This is a genomic window from Alcanivorax xiamenensis (genome assembly GCF_009846745.1).
Lineage (GTDB): Bacteria > Pseudomonadota > Gammaproteobacteria > Pseudomonadales > Alcanivoracaceae > Alloalcanivorax > Alloalcanivorax xiamenensis.
Genome location: NZ_AQPF01000004.1, coordinates 119,714 through 140,463 on the forward strand (window position 1 = coordinate 119,714; position 20,750 = coordinate 140,463).

17 protein-coding genes are annotated in these 20,750 nt (G+C 61.3%); 12 read left to right on the plus strand and 5 right to left on the minus strand.

The genetic code is table 11. The features are described 5' to 3' along the window. Positions 1-289: 289 nt before the first annotated feature. Complete coding sequence (gene dsbD, locus A6D6_RS04615; RefSeq protein ID WP_201303700.1) at positions 290-2,206, minus strand: protein-disulfide reductase DsbD; 1,917 nt, start codon at positions 2,204-2,206, stop codon at positions 290-292. Between the two features lie 391 nt (positions 2,207-2,597). Here dsbD and A6D6_RS04620 point away from each other — a divergent pair, with 391 nt between their 5' ends. After that, complete coding sequence (locus A6D6_RS04620) at positions 2,598-3,590, plus strand: DUF2333 family protein (RefSeq protein WP_159660067.1); 993 nt, start codon at positions 2,598-2,600, stop codon at positions 3,588-3,590. A 212-nt stretch (positions 3,591-3,802) separates the two neighbouring features. On the opposite strand, the gene cmoA is transcribed toward A6D6_RS04620, so the two are convergent. Next, complete coding sequence (gene cmoA, locus A6D6_RS04625) at positions 3,803-4,549, minus strand: carboxy-S-adenosyl-L-methionine synthase CmoA (RefSeq protein WP_159660068.1); 747 nt, start codon at positions 4,547-4,549, stop codon at positions 3,803-3,805. Positions 4,550-4,751: 202 nt separating this feature from the next. Here cmoA and A6D6_RS04630 point away from each other — a divergent pair, with 202 nt between their 5' ends. Further along, complete coding sequence (locus A6D6_RS04630) at positions 4,752-5,900, plus strand: methyltransferase family protein (RefSeq protein ID WP_159660069.1); 1,149 nt, start codon at positions 4,752-4,754, stop codon at positions 5,898-5,900. 185 nt (positions 5,901-6,085) lie between these two features. On the opposite strand, the gene A6D6_RS04635 is transcribed toward A6D6_RS04630, so the two are convergent. Beyond that, on the minus strand, positions 6,086-6,889 hold the full coding sequence (locus A6D6_RS04635) for a metal-dependent hydrolase (protein WP_236563987.1): 804 nt from the start codon (positions 6,887-6,889) through the stop codon (positions 6,086-6,088). Between the two features lie 144 nt (positions 6,890-7,033). Between A6D6_RS04635 and A6D6_RS04640 the strand changes: the two genes are divergently transcribed. Then, positions 7,034-8,065: an AraC family transcriptional regulator gene (locus tag A6D6_RS04640; RefSeq protein WP_159660071.1), complete on the plus strand. Its 1,032-nt coding sequence runs from the start codon at positions 7,034-7,036 to the stop codon at positions 8,063-8,065. A gap of 57 nt (positions 8,066-8,122) precedes the next feature. On the opposite strand, the gene ppa is transcribed toward A6D6_RS04640, so the two are convergent. Then, positions 8,123-8,653 carry an inorganic diphosphatase gene (gene ppa / locus A6D6_RS04645; RefSeq protein ID WP_133491984.1) on the minus strand — a complete coding sequence of 177 codons (531 nt, stop codon included), beginning with the start codon at positions 8,651-8,653 and terminating at the stop codon, positions 8,123-8,125. Between the two features lie 239 nt (positions 8,654-8,892). On the opposite strand from ppa, the gene upp reads away from it, so the two are divergent. Genes upp through A6D6_RS04660 form a run of 3 tightly spaced genes read left to right on the plus strand, consistent with a single transcriptional unit; the run spans position 8,893 to position 11,558 of the window. Beyond that, positions 8,893-9,519 carry a uracil phosphoribosyltransferase gene (gene upp / locus A6D6_RS04650; RefSeq protein WP_133491985.1) on the plus strand — a complete coding sequence of 209 codons (627 nt, stop codon included), beginning with the start codon at positions 8,893-8,895 and terminating at the stop codon, positions 9,517-9,519. A 22-nt stretch (positions 9,520-9,541) separates the two neighbouring features. Further along, positions 9,542-10,855, plus strand: coding sequence for a uracil-xanthine permease family protein (locus A6D6_RS04655; protein WP_159660072.1), 1,314 nt, complete (start codon positions 9,542-9,544; stop codon positions 10,853-10,855). A 4-nt stretch (positions 10,856-10,859) separates the two neighbouring features. Beyond that, entirely contained in the window at positions 10,860-11,558 is a 699-nt protein-coding gene (locus tag A6D6_RS04660) for a helix-turn-helix transcriptional regulator (protein WP_133491987.1), read from the plus strand. 41 nt (positions 11,559-11,599) lie between these two features. On the opposite strand, the gene A6D6_RS04665 is transcribed toward A6D6_RS04660, so the two are convergent. Next, a complete protein-coding gene (locus A6D6_RS04665) occupies positions 11,600-12,874 on the minus strand; it encodes a porin (protein WP_159660073.1) in 1,275 nt (424 codons plus the stop codon). Positions 12,875-13,121: 247 nt separating this feature from the next. Between A6D6_RS04665 and A6D6_RS04670 the strand changes: the two genes are divergently transcribed. The 6 genes from A6D6_RS04670 to A6D6_RS04695 all read left to right on the plus strand — a co-directional run bounded on the left by A6D6_RS04670 (position 13,122) and on the right by A6D6_RS04695 (position 20,740). Next, complete coding sequence (locus A6D6_RS04670; protein ID WP_159660074.1) at positions 13,122-14,036, plus strand: LysR family transcriptional regulator; 915 nt, start codon at positions 13,122-13,124, stop codon at positions 14,034-14,036. Between the two features lie 139 nt (positions 14,037-14,175). Next, positions 14,176-15,708, plus strand: coding sequence for an ABC transporter substrate-binding protein (locus A6D6_RS04675; protein ID WP_159660075.1), 1,533 nt, complete (start codon positions 14,176-14,178; stop codon positions 15,706-15,708). Between the two features lie 2 nt (positions 15,709-15,710). Further along, entirely contained in the window at positions 15,711-16,628 is a 918-nt protein-coding gene (locus A6D6_RS04680; RefSeq protein WP_159660076.1) for an ABC transporter permease, read from the plus strand. 2 nt (positions 16,629-16,630) lie between these two features. After that, positions 16,631-17,560, plus strand: coding sequence for an ABC transporter permease (locus A6D6_RS04685; protein WP_236563988.1), 930 nt, complete (start codon positions 16,631-16,633; stop codon positions 17,558-17,560). A 1-nt stretch (position 17,561) separates the two neighbouring features. Further along, positions 17,562-19,643, plus strand: a complete 2,082-nt coding sequence (locus tag A6D6_RS04690) for an ABC transporter ATP-binding protein (RefSeq protein ID WP_159660078.1) — start codon at positions 17,562-17,564, stop codon at positions 19,641-19,643. Further along, positions 19,640-20,740: an alpha/beta hydrolase family protein gene (locus tag A6D6_RS04695; protein ID WP_159660079.1), complete on the plus strand. Its 1,101-nt coding sequence runs from the start codon at positions 19,640-19,642 to the stop codon at positions 20,738-20,740. Before A6D6_RS04690 ends, A6D6_RS04695 begins: the two co-directional genes overlap by 4 nt. Positions 20,741-20,750: the final 10 nt, after the last annotated feature.

The window sequence follows — 20,750 nt, forward strand, 5'->3', positions numbered from 1 at the left end:
GATGGATACCCCTGAATATGTCGTTATCTGCGGTGAACAGGAGGGAAAACGGCATCAGGCCGGGGCTTTTCCCGAAGTTTGCAGTCTAGGGGGAATCGCCCGGCGAAAAAAGAACTTTACACTATTCGTTACATGTACCAGCAAGCTGTGGCCCACGGTTGTGGAACAGCCCACTGACACGCAATACACCATTCGCTGCTCAAGCAGCTTCCCACAGCGACTCCGTGGCTCCTTGTGGGAAGCGAGCTCGCTCGCGAATCGAGCCCGGCGCCCAGTCCGCCAAAGCGGATCAGCCCGACGTGACCGGCAACACGGTCTGCTCCAGATGGCGAATAAAGCGCTCCGGTCCCATCTCGCCGAGCACCCGGGATTCCGGAACTTCCTCGCCGGCGGGGGTGAAGAACACCAGGCTGGGCAGGCCGAAAATGTTGTATTCGGTCATGATCGCCTGGTTTTCGCTGTTGATGTCGGTGATATCCACCCGATAAAGATCGAAGCCCTTCATGGTGGCCAGCACGTCCGGATGGCTCAGGGTGGTTTCCTCCAGTACCTTGCAGGCCACGCACCACTCGGCGAAGAAGTCCACCAGCACCGGCCGTCCGGTCCCGGACGATTCCGCCAGGGCCTGGCGCAGTGCGGTCTGACCGGTAAGTGTGCGCCAGGGGCCGTGATCTTCCTTGGCCACGGCGGGTTGCGAGGTACCGGAAGTAGCGGTGACCGGCGCTGCCGGTTGCTGCCAGTGCGCTAACGGCTGCCACGGGTCGCGGGCGCCGGAAGCGGCGCCAACCAGCAAAATCACACCGTACAGAGTCAGTACCAGGGCAACCCCCCGCTTCAGGCGGGACCGGCCTTCTTTCACCGGTTCCAGGGCGCCCAACTGCACGCCGTAAATCGCCAGCAACAGACCGTACAGCGCCAGGGTCACCGGTGCCGGCACGATGCGATCGAGCAGCCAGATAGCCACCCCGAGCATGACCACGCCGAAGAACCGTTTGATCTCTTCCATCCACAGGCCCGCCCGTGGCAGCAAATGGCCGCCGCCGGTGCCAAACAGAATCAGCGGCACGCCCATGCCGATGGACAGAGCGAACAGGCTGGCGGCACCGGTCAGAGCATCACCGCTGCCGGCAACGTAGATCAGGGCGCCGGCGAGGATCGGGGTGACGCAGGGGGACACCACCAGGGCGGAGATGATGCCGAGCAGGACGGCACCGACCAGCCCTTTGCGTTTCGGGCCGGTCTGGTTGAGCCGGTCACGCAGCGCCGCCGGCAACTGCAACTCATAAAGGCCGAACATGGCCAGTGCCAGCAGTACGAAAATGACCACACTGGTGATGATGGCGGCGGGTTGCTGCAACAGGAATTGAAGGTTCAGCCCGGCCCCGAACAGGGCTACCAGCAGCCCCGCCAGGGTGTAGGGCACCGCCACCCCGAGCACATAGGCGCTGCTGAGCAGGAAACCGCGGCGGGCGCTGGGGTGCTGTTCCCCGGCGATGATACCGGAGAGAATCGGAATCATCGGGAACACACAGGGGGTGAACGCCAGGAGCAGACCACCGGCGAAGAACAGCCCGATCACCAGGCCCAGGCTCTGGCCGGAGATCCAGCGATTGAAGGCGTTGGCGTCCTCCGAAAACAACGTCTCCAGGAAGCCCCCGTCACTTGTCGAATCGGTCGGCGCGGCGGCCGGAGCGGTGGAGCTCAGCGCCATGGCGGACTTGCCGGGACGAGGCTCCTCGAAGGAAAAGGTCTTGCTGGCCGGCGGGTAGCACAGCAAATCCTCGATGCAGCCCTGGTAGCGCACTTCCAGTTCGGTATCGGCCAACGGCACGCTGCGCAACGGCAGGGTCACCTCCAGCCGCTGATAGAACACCTCGACGTCACCGAATATCGGGTCCACCTTGGGTTTGCCCGCCGGCATCTGGAAACCGGAGAAATCATCCAGGACATTGCCGTTGGTGTCGCGGAGAATGAACTCGAAGCGCTGGCGGTACAGATAGACATCGTCGAGAAGCTCGAAACCCACCAATACCGTTTGCTCATCCCAGTCGGCATTCGCCACCACCTGGATCGCCTCGTCCACCGTGGGCGGCTGGTCGTTGCCCAGACCGCCGCTGCTTCCCCCGCCCAGGGACAGCGCAAACGCGGGGCTGGCGAGCAGCCCCAACAGCACAAGAGATAATAGTGAACGCAGGCGTTGTATCATTGATGTCTCCAGATAACCGGTTTTGTCCCTGGTCCGGTCTCCCCCAAATATAAAGAGCGGGGCCGCGACCTGCTGACGGCTCCGGTATTACCCATTTTCTGCATACCCCGGGTAAATATAGAGGCCGTCGGCGCGAATCGGTTCCCACTCTGCACGTCGCGGATTAAAGGGGCTTTAACACGCTCCATGCGGTGATGGCAGGTGGCGGCGAAGAGCGCATTGTGCCCCCATGCCGAAATGGACGCAAAGACCGCTTCAGCGGCGGCGGGGCCCTGTCGTTGGCGACAAAGACTGCTATATTGGCGCACAATGCCGTGGAGTCCCGAGCGCGGACTCCGAGATGATACAAAAGGCCGTTCCCGGCCTGACAGGATGCAAGTGGGGATCACCGATGAGTAATGAGAAGTTCTCCCAGAAGATGGGCGACCGGTTGCTGGACCCGGCCAATAACCGGATATGGAAAGGCGCCCTGTGGTTGATCGTGATCCTGCTTCTGGTGGACGTACTGCTCGGCTGGTACTGGAGCTGGGAGCCGGATCTCCAGGAGGTGCGGGCTCCGGCCAGCGCGCAACCCGGCGAGGTGGTGACCCTGGAGGTGATCCACGTGGCCAGCACCCTGCTGGACAAGCCCGGAGGCTATCTCAGCAACGACATTCTGCCGCATCGCTTGTGGCTGGATAACATGCCGGCCTGGGAGTTCGGGGTGTTGGTGCAGTTACGGGATATGGTGAGGGTGATGCGCCGGGACATGAGCCGATCCCAGTCCCAGAGCCAGGAAGACCGTAATCTTGCCATCGCCGAGCCGCAGTTCAACTTTGACTCCCGCAGCTGGGCCATGCCCGCCACGGAAAGCGAGTATCGCCGTGGCATCCGGGCGCTGGAGCGTTACCTGGAAAGCCTGCGTTCCGGTGAAGGCCGGTTCTACGCCCGTGCCGATAACCTGAATTCGTGGCTCAATGAGGTACAGAACCGGCTCGGGGCCCTCAGCCAGGATCTCAGCCGCAGCGTCGGACGCACCACGCTGGACACTGAGGAAGACACCCCGGTGACCCAGTTGGACAGCAAGGAACGGGTGGTGAAAACCCCCTGGCTGAAAATCGATGACGTTTTCTACGAAGCGAGAGGCGCGTCCTGGGCGCTGGTGCAACTGATGCGCGCCTTGGAAGTGGATTTCGCCGATGTGCTGCGCAAGAAGAACGCCACGGTCAGCTTCCGGCAAATGGTCCGTGAACTGGAAGCCACCCAGGAAACCCTGTGGAGCCCGATGGTCCTGAACGGCTCGGGGTTCGGTGTCTTCGCCAATCATTCCCTGGTCATGGCCAACTACCTGTCCCGCGCCAACGCTTCCCTGATTGATCTCCGGAAGTTGCTGCAAGAGGGGTAGGAAAAGCAGGGAACAGTTAATAGTGAATAGTTAATAGCGAAGAAAAAGGTTTGCGGTTCCGCAAGGCGTGTTTGTGTATCCGCAACTTTCTCTGAGAAACCTGTTTGATGGTTTTTCCTGAAAACAAAGAGGCCGCGCCCAGCCCTTGGACGCGGCCTCTTTGCTGTCCGATCAACCTTTCTTGTCTCGCGCTATTCACTGTTCACTATTAACTATTCACTGCTTTTTTTTGTTCCCAGAAAACCCGCGAAATTATACCACTTGAAAAACACATCCACGTTGTCCAGGCCGGCGCGGGAGAGGATCTTGAGGTTCTCGTCCAGACGGTAGGGGATCAGGACGTTTTCCAGGGCTTCGCGTTTTTGCGCGATTTCGGTTTCCGAGTAGCCGTTACGCTTCTTCATCTCGTAGTACAGCTTGATCCAAAGACGGTTGAGGCAGGCGTCGTTGCCCAGCACTTTTTCCACCAGGATCAAGGCGCCTCCGGGTCGTAACCCTTCCACGATCGAACGCAGCAGCCCTTCGCGATTAAGTGGGCGCACGAACTGCAGGGTGAGATTGAGGACCACCACCGAGGCGTTTTCCACCTGCACGCCTTCATTGAGATCGGCGTATTCCAGGCGCAGGCGGCCGGACAGGCATTGCTCGGCCAGATTGTGCCGGGCCCGCTCCAGCATCGCCGGGGAGTAATCGCAGCCCACCAGCTCCACGTCCGCCGCCACGGTTTGATCCAGCGTTCCAAGGGTGGTGCCGGTGGAACACCCCAGATCGTAGACGCGGGATCCCGGAATGGCGAATTCCCGGGCCAGCTCCCCGATCATGCGCTGTTGCTCCCAATATTGAGGGATGCTGCGATCAAGCATGTCATCGAAAACGGCGGCGGTATTCTCGCCGAAATCAAAATCGCTGATGGCCTGTTCCTCGGCGGCGAAGAGGCGGTCCTTTTTTTGGGATGTCATAAAGCTGTCCCCGAAATCAACCAGGATCGGTCACTACCGTGGCGTTCATGTGTCGGCGGCGCGCGCCGTTTCCCTGGAGTGTCCCGCAGGATCATGACAGTTGTGTTGATGGTCGGCGGCGCCTGCATCCATGGCGCGGACGGAACAGGGCGCGCCGGGTGCTGCCCATCCGGTCAATACGAGGGGCAAGCAGGAGGTCCTTTTGTCCAAAACCTCGATGCATAAGTATAAATGGGAAAAATACCTCCCGGTCCGGCGCACCAAACTGCGCAGCTATCTAGTGGCGGGGGGCGTGCTTATCGGCCTGGCGGGGCTCAACAGCATGGCGCCGTTGCCGTTTTCAGCGGGCGCGGTGTGCATGGCCGTGGCGGCCTGGCTGCACGTCTGGGCCAAAGGTCATCTGGAGAAGAACGCCACGCTGACCCGGTCCGGTCCCTACCGCTGGGTTCGCGACCCCTTCCACCTTTCCAATTTCTTCATGGATCTGGGGCTGTGCCTGATCATCAATAACGGCGTGTTCACCCTGGTGATGATGACGTTCTGGGTCATTGCCTATCGGCATCGGCTGTGGGAGGAAGATCAACAACTGGTGGACATCTTCGGTGACGAATACCTGGAGTACCGCGCCAGGATCCCACGTATGATTCCCTACAAGCCACCGATGGACAAGAAGTACGACAAGCCCTTTTCCGTCAGGCACGCGCCGATCTACCGGGGCAGTGTCTGCACGCGTCTGTTCCGGCTCGCCTCCTACCCGTATTTATTTTTCGTTGCCGCCGAGATCGGCCAGAAGGGCACCAACATACTGGCGGTGCAACAGCATCCCGCTTTTTACTGGGCCCTGGCGGGGTTCCTGTTCTTTCACTTTCTGTCCCGGGCGGCGGGTGAGATCACTAAAAGGCGGGCCTCCATTCTGCCGCTGTGGACGCTGCGTCATCCGGTCCGGGGCGTGATCGTATCGGCGATGGTGGTGGCGCTGCTGGCGGTGGAGATGGCCTGGTCCGGTCCGGGGATTCCGGAATGGCATCTGGATCGAGGGCCGGGGGTGATATCACTGGCGGTGGCGCTGCTGACGATGGTGGCGCTGCGCGGATTCTGGAACAGCGTGCGCTTCCGGCGTCTGGTCGAGGGCGGTGCTCTGGTTCTGGCCTGGCTGTTCACCCCGGTGCCGTGGCTGGCGCTGGTGCCGGCCTGCTATTTCTCCGCCGCCTTTCTGTACGGCGATCCGGACCAGCCCGAGGCCGATGTGGACCATGTCTTTCTGGCCACGAAAACCGACGGCGCGGCGTTGGCGGCACTGGGGCTGTGGATGCCACTGATACTGATCAGCCTGCCCGCCACCTGGTTCTGAAGTGAGTATCTTGGGAAAGCAAAAAATGTGATCCACGCGGTTTCTGTGGGAGCTTGCTTGCAAGCGAATATTGCTAAACGGCTAAACGCCTGAGCGAATCCCATTCGCTTGCAAGCAAGCTCCCCACAGAGGTCTGGCCTTTTGTTTTCGCTGTCAACTGTCCACTATCAATTGTCCACTGTCTCTCACGCCACCGAACTGACCGCCGGCTCCGGCAGGGTGTCCCGCCATTGCGCCACCAGGTCGGTGTTGTCGTCGTCCCAGGGGTGGAAGCGCGGGCTCAGGTAGCGGAACCAGGCCGGGACGGTGGAACTGATCACGCCACGGTAACCGAACAGCCGCCACAAGCCCTTGGCCAGCGTCAGTGGTTGCCGGTGGACACCGTCCTGCTTGAGGAACTGCCAGGTGAAGTAGCTGGTGAAGGTGATCAGATAAGCCGTGCTGATCAGGAAGGCCCGCTGGCGCTGCCAATAATCGCCGTCCACGTCCTGGTACAGATCAAAGGCCACCGCTTTGTGTTCGGTCTCCTCGATGGCGTGCCAGACCCATAAGGGGCGCACGGAGGGATCCATGCTCTCGATCACGTCCTTGTGGCCGAGAATGGTGTCGGCGAGGATCGCGGTGATGTGTTCCAGGCCGGCGGTGGCGGCCAGTTGCCGCTCCGGCGGCAAGTGCTTGCGGGCGCCGGCCAGCAGCTTCTGCGTGACGTTCAAGGCACGTTCGACCAGGGCGTCGTAACCCTGTCCCGCCACCAATTCGTTGAAAGCCTTGTGCTCCAGGGAGTGCATGGCCTCCTGGCCGATGAAGCCGGAGATGTCCTTCTGTCGTTGCGGGTCGTCGACGCGGTCGCGGAAAGCGCGCACCGCGTCGACGAAAAAGCGCTCGCCGTCGGGGAAGGTGATGGAGAGTACATTCAAAAGATGGGTGGCCACCGGATCATTGCCATACCAATAACAGGCGTTCTCCAGACCTTTGAAGTCGAAGTTCATGCGCCGAACCTTAATCGGTTGGCGTGATGCGCTACGTCGACGGGAAAACAATCGCATCGGGCTCTCCTGGCGATTCTGCCAATGTGGGTTGTCCGTCAATATGCTCCAGTAGCGGCGACGGGTCTTGTCGTGGAGGGCCAACCTGTGGTGACTTCGGGCCGCGCCTGGTTCGATGCCGGTATCCCCGGCATCTATGTGGTGCTGTTGTGTGACGTGATGAAGGGGCTGGGCAAGGACCCCGCTGTTTTGTTGGGCGGTGTCGGTGCCAGCCGTGAGCAACTGCTGGCGCCGCAGTGCCGGGTGCCGCTGGAACAGGCCCAGCGTTGCGCGGAACAGGCGCTGGACATGGCCGGCGCCGCCGGGCTGGGATTCCGCTATGCCCGTGCCATGCGCATTACCTTGCATGGGCCGGTGGGTCTGCTGGCGCTCTCCAGTGCCACGATTGGTGATGGCCTCGATGCCGCCCGGCGCTATCTGGGCCTGCGGGCGCCGTTCTGGCACATGGACCGGCGCTGGGAGGAGAGCCGGGTGATTTTCCCGCTGGTGGCCACGGCCGACCCCGGACGGATCCATGCCTTCGTGGTGGAGGCCATGCTGGTGGGGTTCATCCATATGCTGGAACAGTTGCTGGAAGCGGTACCGGAGGGCGCGGAACTGCACTTCCGGCAACCGCCGCCACCCCATGCCATGGCGCTGAGGGGGGAAGTGCCGGTGCCGGTTCGCTTCAATCAGGATGAGGATGCCCTGGTTTTGCCGCAAGCGCTGCTGTCGGTGGCGCCGTTGTTGGCGGATCCGCAGACCGCCGCGCTGGCGCGGGAACAATGCGAGGCGGAGGTCAGCCGCTGGCGGTCGGAACAGGAGGGGCCGCTGGCCGAGCGGGTCAGGGCGGTGCTGCGCGATACGGCGGCGCCGTTACCGGATCTGGCGGCCATGGCGGAACGCATGGCGGTGTCGCCACGGACACTGAAACGGCACCTCCAGCAGGCCGGGTCAAGCTACCGGCAAGTCCAGGACGAAGTGCTTTATGAACGGGCCCGGACGCTGCTCAAGGACCGCCATCAGCGGGTCAGCGATGTGGCCTACGCCTTGGGCTATAACGATGTGGCGAATTTTTCCCGGGCTTTCAAACGCTGGAGCGGGGAGACGCCGAAGCAGTTCCGGGAAAGGGGGTATTGAGGGGCGGACAGCGGAGGGGGCCGCGACCGGAGGGGACCGGTCGCGGACTTGGGACTCTTATTTGCTGTTGAAGGCATCCACGGACTTGAGGATTTCCTTCTTGGCGGCTTCGGCGCCGTCCCAGCCGTCCACTTTCACCCATTTGCCGGCTTCGAGATCCTTGTAGTTCTCGAAGAAGTGCTTGATCTGGGCCAGCAGCAGCTCGGGCAGGTCGTTGATGTCCTTGACGTTGTCGTACAGTTTGGTCAGCTTGGTGTGCGGTACCGCCACCAGCTTGGCGTCCTTGCCGGCTTCGTCGGTCATGTTCAGGATGCCCACCGGACGGCAGCGGATCACGGAGCCGGGTACCACCGGGTACGGGGTCACCACCAGCACGTCCAGGGGATCGCCGTCCTCGGACAGGGTGTTGGGGATATAGCCGTAGTTGGCCGGGTAGAACATCGGGGTGGCCATGAAGCGGTCAACGAAGACGGCGTTGCTGTCCTTGTCGATCTCATACTTGATCGGGTCGGCATTGGCCGGGATTTCGATCGCCACGTAGATGTCTTCGGGAATCTCTTTCCCGGCGGGTACCTTGGTAAAATCCATGAATCGGTCCTTTCAGCGAGGTTTCAAGGTCAAATCGACAATGGGCGCGGATTATAGCAACCGTGGAGCGGCGCTGGCTAATAGCCAAAAGTACCGACGTCATGCCCGGTCAAAATGACCGGCCGAAAAGCGCAAATGCCCGGCATGCCTGGCTTTGGGGTTTGTTCAGCGGCGGATAACCCGACACAATAGCCGCCTGTATCCCCTATCCAAAGCGCTGAAAACGGAGCCTCCATTCGATGAGTGTGAAAGAAGTTGCCCATCCGCTGGTGAAGCATAAACTGGGACTGTTGCGGCAGCACAAATTGAGCACCCGCGGTTTCCGCCAGATCACCAGTGAATTGGCGGTCCTGCTGACCTATGAAGCCACCGCCGATATGGAGTTGGAGCCGGCCACCGTGGAGGGTTGGTCCGGACCAGTGGAAGTGCAGCGAATCAAGGGTAAAAAGGTCACCGTGGTACCGATCCTGCGTGCCGGAATCGGCATGCTCGATGGCGTGCTGGAGCTGATCCCCAGCGCCAAGGTCAGCGTGGTAGGCCTTTATCGCAATGAAGAAACCCTGCAGCCGGTGGCCTATTTCGAGAAGCTGGCCCATGACATTCATGAGCGCACCGCCCTGATCATCGATCCGATGCTGGCCACCGGCGGCTCCCTGATGGCCACCATCGACATGCTCAAGGCGGCGGGCTGTGAACGGCTCCGCGCCTTGGTGCTGGTGGCGGCCCCGGAGGGAATTCAAAAAGTGGCGAAGGCCCATCCGGACGTGGACATCTATACCGCCTCGGTGGATGAGGGGCTGAACCAGGACGGCTATATCGTGCCGGGCCTGGGTGATGCCGGCGACCGTATTTTCGGTACCCGTTAACCGATCACGTCACGGAGACACCATGTCCGCGACTCCCGGATTCTTCGCGCCGCGCACCGTCCTGGTGGGCGCGCAGATGTTGTTCGTTGCCTTCGGTGCGCTGGTCCTGATGCCATTGCTCACCGGGCTGGACCCGAGCGTGGCGCTGTTCACCGCCGGGGTCGGCACCTTGTTGTTCCAATGTATCACCGGCTTCTCGATCCCGGTGTTCCTGGCCTCCTCGTTCGTCTTCATCGCGCCGATCTCTCATGGCGTGCAGGCCTGGGGATTGCCCGCCACCATGGGCGCGCTGATGGTCACCGCCGTGGTCTATGTGGTGCTGGCGGCGCTGGTGCGCTGGCGCGGGCCGGGATTCCTGCATGTATTGATGCCGCCGGTGGTGACCGGGCCGATCATCATGGTGATCGGTCTGAGTCTGGCGCCGACCGCGGTGAACATGGCCATGGGAATGAACGGCACTGGCGAGGAGAGGCTGTTTGCTTACGGACCGGCGCTGACGGTGTCGATGGTATCGCTGGCCACTACCTTGCTGGTGGTCACCCTGGCGAAAGGGTTCTTCCGGTTGTTGCCGATCATGGTCGGGGTACTGTGCGGCTACCTCTCCGCCGTGATGCTGGGCATGGTGGACTTTTCCGTGGTTACCGAACGTGCCTGGCTGGCGCCGCCGGAATTCGTGCTGCCGACATTCGAGTGGCAGGCGATCATCTTCATGGTGCCGGTGGCGCTGGCGCCGGCCATCGAACACGTAGGTGACGTGCTGGCGATCAGCAATGTCACCGGCCGGGATTATGTGCGCAAGCCGGGTTTGCATCGCACCCTGCTCGGGGACGGCGTCGCCAGCGTGGGCGCGGCCCTGGTCGGTGGGCCGCCGAACACCACTTATTCGGAGGTGACAGGCGCGGTGATGCTGACCCGGGTATTCGATCCCCGGGTAATGGTGTGGGCCGCCGTATTCGCCATCGCGTTGTCCTTCCTGTCCCGCTTCGGAGGGCTGTTGCAAAGCATCCCGGCGCCGGTGATGGGCGGCATCCTGATTCTTATGTTCGGTTCCATCGCCAGTGTCGGCATGAACACCCTGATCAAGGCGGGGGTGGATCTGGCGCGCCAGAGGAATCTGGTGATCGTCGCCACCACGCTGGTGTTCGGTATCGGCGGCATGGTGGTCAGCGGCGGCGGCTTTACCCTGCAGGGGATCAGTCTCTGTGGACTGCTGGCGGTGCTGTTGAATCTGCTGCTGCCTGGCCGGGATCCGGTGGTGACCGATCTGCGCCAGGAGCAGGCGGTGGTGGAGGATCTCATCGAGCATAGCCGTTCCAAGGCCCGCTCCAAGGATTGAGACCATGCAAAGAGCGGAGCGGTTGATCGTATTGATCGACACTTTGCGCCGACATCGCTGGCCAGTGACCGCCGGCGCTCTCAGCGAGCAACTCGGGGTATCCACCCGCACCATCTATCGCGACATTCAGAGTCTGATCGCCCTGGGCGCGCCGATCGATGGGGAAGCCGGGGTGGGCTATCTGTTGCGCAAAGGGTTTTTCATGCCGCCGTTGATGTTCAGTCCGGTGGAACTGGAGGCGTTGTTGCTTGGGGCACGCTGGGTCGGACAGCAAGGCGATGAGGAACTGGCCGATGCCGCCAACAGCGCGCTGGACAAGATCGCCACGGCGGTGCCGCCGACGTTGCGTGAAGTGCTGGAGGACACCGGGCTGTGGGCCGGCCCCTCCAGCGCCCCCCGGCGCGGCGAACCGCTGTTCGTATTGCGCCGCGCCTTGCGTGAGGAACTGAAGCTGCGAATCGTCTACCGGGATGTGGAGGGGCGGGAAACCGAGCGTACCGTCTGGCCTTTGACGTTGGCATTTTTCGAAGGCGCCCGGATCCTGGCGGCCTGGTGCGAGTTGCGCGAGGATTTTCGTCACTTCCGTACTGATCGCATTGCCGAGCTGCGGGTCATGGAGGAAAGCTATCCGGGATCCCGCCGGCTATTGGCGCAGCGTTGGTTGCAGGCGGAGCGCCAGCGACGGTCCAGGAAAGAGTCGTAGTGGTTTGAAGGGAATCGGCAAGCGCGACTCCGTGAGGGGCCTTAGAACTTCACCCGGGCGCCGGTAGTCACGATCTTGATGTCGTCGTATTCCGGGTTGTAGCAGGTTCTGCCCGAAGCGGTGCACCATTCACCGCGTTCGAAGCTGTGGATCTTGGCGCCAGCATACAGATCGAACATTTCCGTGGGACTCCACACATACCCCATGCCGATAACGCTGCCTTTTTCATCGTCCTTGTTACGGTCACGGGTCTCGCCGTAGTGAATGTCGAAGGCGTGATGGCGGCTGGGCCGGTAGCCGAGCTTGATATAGCGGAACTGGCCGAGCTCCGAACGGGTAGCGGAGAAAGTGCCGGTTTTTTCCTCGGTGGTGAGCTCCTCTTCGCGATTGATGGCGGCAAGGGTGATATTGAATCCGGTGTCGCTATGGAAATAGGAGATTGAACCGCCGTAGGTGGTGATGTCCGGATCGACACTGGAGTCGGGGTCGAAGCGCTGATCCAGTTCGTCGGCGTTGCGGGTGGCCACGGAGTAGCCCAGACCGATCAGCATACGGCCGCCGGGTACACGCAATCCGGATTTCAAACCCGCTTGCAGGATGGATTCGTGGCCATCGGAGCCGCTGTCATGACCGGCGCTGGCGGATAAGGTCACCGGGCCCAGACGCGGGCTGTCATAGCGAATGCGGTCGTGGCGGCCCTCGAAGTTGTAATCGCGAATGCTGCCGCTGATCGAGGTGCGATTATTGTCGCCTTCCTGCAGGTCGAAACTTTCAATACCGGTGAAATTTCCGTCGCTGTCGAATTTCCGTTTGTAGGAAGAAGACTTCAGCGCGTAGCTCAGATTGCCCCCGATCAACGCCGGGTTGCGGAAGCTGATCACGCCGGTGCCGGAATAGTCCAGGCGGCCGGTATTATAGGCGGCCCCTTCACCATGGCCGACGGTGATCTTGCCGAACGGGCTGTCGATGAAAGCATCGGTGATCCTTTCTTCCAGATCGCCGTCCACGGATTTGTGGTCCGGATCGACATCATTGGAGGAGTTGGAATAGATACCAACCTCCACCAGGGCGCCCGCCGTCCAGCCTTCCATCAGGCGCTGGGTGCCGCCAACGTGAAAGCGGGTCGGGCTGTTGCGGTTGTCCACGTGATAGAACTCGGTGCTCGAGCCCACGCCCAGGTAGTCGGCGGCGTAGCCGTCTTCCACATACATTACCGCGCGATTCACCTGACCGCCGACGTCGAATTCAGCGGCCAGCGCTGGTGCGGCGATCAGGCTCGATACGGTGATCGCCAGGAGCGAGTTCGAGGATCCCATGGTGCCTCCGGATGTTGTTGTTTTATCGTCGCCGGTCCCGGCCTTCGGTGTTGTAAAAGCCGACCCGCCCGAATGTTGTCAGTCTTGGCGCGCCGTGGATCAGCGCGATGCGGATTTACTTTATCGGTCATCATTGATACTTATGTAAATTGAAAACATCGTATAGATATATGCGTTTTGCGCATCTTTGGTCGCCGCCGAAGTGACGAACGAGCTCAGCAAAGCGCGGAGAACAAGGCGGGAAACGATGAATATCAAGAAACTGAAATGCTTTCGCGCGGTGGTCATTCATGGCTCTCTGGTGTCCGCCGCGTCGGTGATGAATCTGAGTCAGCCGGCCACCAGTCGCTTGATCTCCACCCTGGAAGACGAACTCAAGCTGAAGCTGTTCAAACGGGAAAAGCGCCGGCTGGTGTTGACCCCGGAAGGCAAACAATTTTACCAGGAAGCGGAGAAAATCCTCGCCAACCTGGAGGATCTGCCGCGCATCGTGCAGGAGATCAAGGAGGGCGGACAACGCACTTTGCGCATTGTCGCCCTGGCGCGGTTGGCCGGCAGTCTGGTATCGCCGGCCCTGGCGCGTTTCGCGCGGGAGTATCCGGAGCAACGTTTCAGTGTCGATGTGCGTGGTCACCGTGATATCGAGCAATGGGTGGCCGGTCGCCATTACGATATCGCCGTGGCGCTGACCAAGCCTTGCAATCATCCGTCGGTGATTCAGCGGCCATTCTTCGATACCGACGCCATGGTAATGGTGCCCATGGGGCATCCGCTGGAAGCCTTGCGCTCGGTGACGCCAGCGCAAATGGTCAAGCACGACATCATTGCCCTGGCGCCGGGGCTGCGGCCGCGTTTCCAGATGGAGGATATTTTCCAGAAAGCCGGCGTGGAGTTGAATTGCAAGATTGAAACCACCTCAACGGCTCTGGCCTGTCAGATGGTCGTGGATGGATTGGGCGTCACCATTATCGACCGGCTGGCGGCACAAGCCGTGGACCCGAACCGTTTTTCCCTGCGGCCGCTGCGACCGGCCTACCGGCTGGAATTCGTGCTGTTGTTTCCCCCGGGCTTCGAGGAAACGCCGGCCACCAGCGCTCTGGTGCAATGCTTGCGTGCCCAGGTGGTGGCGTCGCTGGGGCGCCACGCCACCATGACTGGGTGAATCAGGTGATTTAAAAAGATGCATAAAACGCATCTAAATATGTCATATATTCAATTTTAAGATGTATTGCCTCCGACTAGACTGAAGCCAGTTCCTGATCTTCTGATCCGGTATTCGAATAACGATAACGGGAGGAGCAATGACGATTCGCTACCCGATCCGGGTGCGCGCTTTTCTGGTCGGCATGATGGTGAGCTTGCTGCCGTTGAATGCTGGCGCGGGGCCAAGCGACGATACCCTGGTGGTGGCCTTCTCCAAGGCGCTGACCACGGTGGATCGCCTTTACTCGATCCAGAGGGAAGGGCTGATACTGTCCCGACTCACCGACGATGGTTTGTTCTTTGTCGATCCCGAGACGCTTGAATTCGAGCCCCTGGCCGCGGCGTCCTATCAATGGGTAAGTGACACCCGTCTGGATATCACTCTGCGCGACAATATCCACTTCCACGATGGCAGCCGTCTGACCGCGGAGGATGTGGTCTACACCTTCCGCTGGGTGCTGAGCAAGGATTCCGATACCAGCCGTGGCGCGGTGATCCGTGGCTGGCTCGACAGTGTCGAGAAGCTTGGCCCGCTGCGGGTGCGCTTCAATCTGAAGATGCCGTACCCGATGGCGCTGCGTGATATGGCGATCAGTATTCCGTTGCGCAAGAGCGGAACCTATGACGATGCGCGTGGCGGTGATCAGCCGCTCAATGGTATCGGCCCCTATCGCGTCAAGCAGTTCGATGTCGGGCGCAGGATCGTACTGGAGCGCTTCGAGGACTATTACACGGACAGCCCCAAGGCCGGCGCGCGAATCAAGAACATGGTGTTCCGGGTGATCCCGGACGAGGGCACCCAGCAGGCGGAGCTGCTCAGTGGCGGTATCGATTTGATGATGGACGTGCCGCCGGACGTGGCCGACAACATCAGTGCCCTGCCGGGTGTCGAACGGCTGCGGGGCAACGATATCCGCATCGGGTATCTGACCCTGGACGCGGCCGGCTATTCCAATCCTGATTCGCCGATGACCCGGTTGAAAGTACGGCAGGCGATCAACCACGCCATCAATCGCGAGGCGATTGCCCGTTATCTGGTACGTGGCAGTGCCCGGGCGATTCCTTATGCCTGTCATCCTCGCCAGTTTGGTTGCCAGGCGGACGGGCCACGTTACTCCTATGATCCGGAGAAAGCCCGGCGGCTGTTGGCGGAAGCGGGTTATCCACGGGGCTTTTCCTTCAAGTTGTGGGCCTACCGGGAAAAGATTATCGCCGAGGCCATCGTCAGTGATCTGAAGGCCGTGGGGCTGGACGTGGATCTGCGTTACGTGAAGCTGAATGTCTTCTCCAAGATGCGTAACGATCAACGTATGGAGGCGTTCTTCGCGTCTTACGGCAGCGGCGGCACGCCGGATGCGTCCGCGTCCACCGGCGTACATTTCGCCGCCAACTCCAATCGTAACTATTCGGGTGACCAGGCGCTGGCGGATACGGTGCTGGCGGCGGAACACACCATCGATCCGGATCAGCGCCGCCGCTTGTATCGCAAGGCGCTCAATCGTATCGCCGCTCAGGCTTACTGGGTGCCTCTGTTCTCCTATAGCCAGAATTATCTGCTTACGCCGGCGTTGTCGTTGCCGGTACCCGAGGACGGCGTTCCGCGGCTATGGCAAGCCGCCTGGAGGCAGTGATCATGATCAGCTATGTCCTGCGCAGAACCCTGATGGCGTTGTTGGTGGCGTTGACCGTATCGTTCGGCACTTTCGGGTTGTTCTACTTCGCCACCGATCCGGCGCAGACCATCGCCGGTGAGGACGCGCCCCAGGAGATGGTGGACGCGATTCGTGAGCAGTATGGTTTCGACCGACCGGTCTCGGCCCAGTACGTGGATTGGCTGGGCAGTGTGCTGCAAGGTGACTTCGGCCAGAGCTACTTCTGGAAACAGCCGGTGGTGGAGCTGATCCAGGAACATGCCAAGGTCACCATCATGTTGGCGTTGTCGGCGCTGTTGATTACGGTGGTGATCGCTTTGCCCCTGGGAATCAGCGCCGCGCTCAGACCAAACAGCTGGGTTGATCGCTTTGCCTTGTCGACGGCGGTATCGGCCCAGGCGATTCCCAACTTCTGGTTGGGGCTGATGCTGATCATCCTGTTCGCGGTGACCTTTCCAATCTTTCCGGTATCTGGCGACTCGAGCTGGCGAAACTATGTTTTGCCCGCCTTTGTGTTGGGCGCCAGTTCGGTGCCCGCGGTGATGCGGTTGACCCGTACCGGTTTGCTCGACGTGATGGGCTCGGACTATATCCGCACCGCCCGCGCCAAAGGGTTTACCGGCTATCGGTTGATTCTGCGACAGGCGCTGCGTAACGCTCTTTTGCCCATCGTCAGCGTGCTTGCCGTGCAACTGGGGCACAAACTGGGCGGTTCCATCGTCACCGAATCGGTATTCAGCATGAACGGGCTGGGTCGGCTGGCGGTGGAGTCCATCTTCAATTCCGATATACCCACCGTGCAGTCCTTGATCCTGTTGTTTGTACTGACCTTCGTGTTGCTCACGCTGGCGGCGGACCTGATCAACGCCTGGCTCGATCCCCGGATCAGGATGGGATGAATATGACAACAACGAAATCCTTGGATGGCAACGAACTGGCGCTTGAAGTGGAAGGCGAGCGGACGCACCTCGGGCTGACGCCGGGGCAGGTGGCGATTCGGCGCGCACGCCGGCATACCGGATTACTGGTGGGCTTCGGCATTCTGTTGATGATGGCGTTGTTCGCCGTACTGGCGCCCTGGCTGGCGCCCCACGACCCCTATCTGCAGAACCTGCCCCTGCGTTTGTTGCCCCCCGCCTGGGTCGATGGCGGGCAATGGAGCCATTTGTTCGGCACCGACCACCTGGGACGGGATTACCTGAGCCGCATTATATATGGCGCGCGTATATCCATGATGATCGGCATCGGCGCCGCCACCATCGGCGCGATCATCGGTGTCACTCTGGGCGTGATCGCCGGTTACCTGGGGGGCTGGGTGGATCAGGCGGTGAACTTTCTGGTGACCTGCCAATTGGCGGTGCCCAGCCTGCTGCTGATCATGGCGCTGGTGTTCGTGATCGGCCAGTCGGTCACGGTGGTGATCTTCGTGATCGGTGCGACCCACTGGGTGTTCTATCTGGTGGTGACGCGCTCTGCCACATTGCGTATCCGCGAGCTGGATTTCGTGGCCGCGGCCAGTGCCATGGGGTGTAGTCGGCTGCAAATCGCGGTGAAGGAAATCCTGCCTAACCTGGTGAACCAGATCCTGGTGATCTTCACCCTGGAGGTGGCGGTGGCGATTCTCAACGAGGCGACGCTGTCGTTTCTCGGACTGGGCGTGCCGTCCCCAACCCCGTCCTGGGGCCTGATGATCGCCGAGGGCAAGACCGCCATGTTCTTCCAACCCTGGCTGGTGATTCTGCCCGGCATCGCTCTGTTCGTGCTGGTGATTGCCATCAACCTGCTCGGTGACGGTGTTCGCGATGTCACCGTGACCAACCGGAGAAGCTGACATGAGCACGGAATCCTTATTGGAGATTCGCGATCTGTCCGTGGCGATTCCCACTGAAACCAGCACGCTCCGGGCGGTAAGGGGAGTGGATCTGGAGCTGCGCCGTGGCGAAACCCTCGGCATTGTCGGCGAGTCCGGTTCCGGTAAATCGATGACGGCGTTGGCGTTGATGAATCTGCTGCCGCCGGCGGCGAGACGCTCGGCGGCGTGCGTTAATTTCGCCGGTGCCGATCTGAGCGCCGTCAGTGAAAAGGAGCTGGCCGGCCAAGTACGCGGACGTAAAATCGGCATGATCTTCCAGGAACCGATGACCAGCCTCAATCCGGTCTACTCCATCGGTCGCCAGCTTACCGAGACGATGACTCTGCACGGTGACGTGTCCGTTGCGCAGGCGCGGCGGCGCGCGATTGAGCTGCTGGAAAAAGTGGGGCTGCCGGATCCGGGCAGCCGTCTCAAGCAGTACCCCCACGAACTGTCCGGAGGTCAGCGTCAGCGTGTGATGATCGCCATGGCGCTGATGAACGAGCCGGAACTGCTGATCGCCGATGAGCCGACCACGGCGCTGGATGTGACCATCCAGGCGCAGATTCTTCATCTGCTTCATGGGCTGCAAACCGAGCTGGGCATGTCGATGATCCTGATCACCCACGATCTGGGTGTGGTGTCCCGGGCCGCTGATCGCATCGCTGTCATGTACGCTGGTGACATCGTCGAAACCGGCACCACCGGGCAGGTACTCGAGGATCCTCGCCATCCGTATACCCGGGGGCTGCTGGAATGCGTGCCGGGTTACCGTGAAGCGTCGGCGCGCCGGCTTGGATCGATTCCCGGGGTGGTGCCGTCCATGACCGGTGAGATTCGCGGCTGTGCCTTTGCCGCGCGTTGCTCTCGCGCGGTGGAAACGTGCTTCACCGAGTCGCCCCCCGTTCGGGCCCTGGGGTCGGCACGTACCTATGTGTGTCACGATCCGGAGGAAACCCCGGGCCGTTTGTCGCCGGCTGAGCCCCCCGTGGCGCGGGCGGCGGCCACCAGGCAGGATCAGGACTGTGTGCTCAAAGTGGAGGGCGTCAGCCGCTCCTTCTCGGTACGCCGGGGGATGTTCGGCAAACGCAAGTCGCTGAAGGCTCTGGATAACGTCAGCCTGGAGATTCGCAAGGGCGAGGTGCTGGCATTGGTGGGCGAATCCGGCTGCGGAAAAAGCACCCTGACTCGCACCATCCTGGGTTTGGATATACCGGACAGCGGCAGCGTGACCCTGGCCGGGAGGCCCGTTGGCGAGCTGCCGCCACGGCAGCGGGCGCGCATGATCCAACCGATTTTTCAGGATCCCTATTCATCATTGAACCCCCGCAAGACGATTGGTGACATCATCGGCCGGCCATTGCAGGTGAACCAGGTGGGCGCGAGGGGGGAGCAACAAGCCCGGGTGCGGCGCATGATGGAATTAGTGGGCCTGCCGACGCGGGTGTTCAACAGTTTTCCGGATCAGTTGTCCGGCGGCCAGCGCCAGCGCGTGGCCATTGCCAGGGCATTGATCCTGGATCCGGAGATTGTGATTTGCGATGAGCCCACCTCGGCGCTGGATGTATCGGTACAGGCTCAGATTCTCAATTTGCTGTTGGATCTGCGCGATGAACTGGACCTGACCTATCTGTTCGTGACCCACGATCTTTCCGTGGTTGGCCACCTGGCCGATCGGGTGGCGGTGATGTACCTGGGCGAAATCGCCGAATGCGGTGATCGCGACCAGGTGCTGGCCCACCCCAAACACCCCTATACCCGGGCGCTGTTGGACTCAGCCCTGACCATCGCGCCGGAGTTGGACGTCCCCGAACCACATCTGACCGGTGATTTCCCAAACCCGATGAATCGACCGGGCGGATGCCCATTCCATCCACGGTGCCCGCTCGCCGATGCGCGGTGCCGGAGCCGTGTGCCGGAACGGGAGCGGAGCACTGACGGCACCCTGGTGAAATGCTGGAAAGCGGGCGATGCCGGCGGCGTTTTCTCCCAGCTCGCCAAGGGGCAGGCCCTCGACGCTGTCCCGACCCCCGAAAATAATAAGGAGGAATCCGCGCCATGAAGAAACGGCTGACATTGCCCCTCGCATTCATCTTGCCACTCGCGGCCTGCCAGTCGACGCCGCCGGCACCGATGGACTATACGGAGAATACCGAACAGGAGAGCGTGCAGCCGGAAACGTTCGAGCGCTACGGCTCCATCGTGGTGCCGGCGGGCACGGCGGAAAAACCGGTCAACATGCGGCTCTGGTATGCGCGGCCGGATCGCGTCACGGCGGAGACACCGGTGGTGCTGGTGATGCACGGCGGCCGTCGTGACGCGGACAATTATCGGGATTTCTGGGGGCCTTACGCGAGCAAGTACAACGTGCTGGTGGTGGCACCGGAAGTGTCGCAACAGGATTTCCCCAGTGGCTGGGGTTATCAGACCGGTAACTGGGTGTCGCCAGACTCGTCCTCGGTGGACGCCAGCAAGGGGCACCGGAACCCTCCGGAACAGTCGTCCTTCGCCGCCGTTGATCGCGCCTTCGATGGGTTGTGCGAACGATTCGGGTTGAACGCCAGCGAATACGACATTTGGGGGCACGGCAGCGGCGCCCAGTTCGTGACGAGAATGATCATGCTTTATCCCCAGGCCAGGGTGCGCACGGCGGTGGCCGCCAACTCCGGCACCTATACCTTTCCGGATTGGAGTCTGCCGCTGCGTTACGGGCTTAAGAATACCGGTATTGAGCCGGAGGATCTGGAAGCAGCCTACGCCCATCACCTCGTCATTATGCTTGGCACCGCCGATAACGATACCTCGCACCGGCTGCTGAGCCAGCTCGATATTGCCCGGGCTCAGGGTGCCCATCGCCTGGCCAAGGGGAGAAACTTTTATGCCGCGAATGAGCGTCAGGCGGAAAAACTGAGAGTGCCCTATAACTGGGAACTACGCACGGTGTACGACATCGGCCATAGCGGCCGCAAGATGTCGGGACCCGGCGCGCGCTATCTGTTGGCGGGCAAGGCGGAAGAGCCGCTGTTTCCGTTGCGGCGTGACGACGCCACCGGGCAGGACCGCGACGATGCTGGCGGGGATGGCCCGGGACGGGATGGTGCGGAAACATCCAAGGATCTGCTGCGTGGCTCCGGTGACGGTGAGATGTCGCCTTTCTGAACAGGGCCGC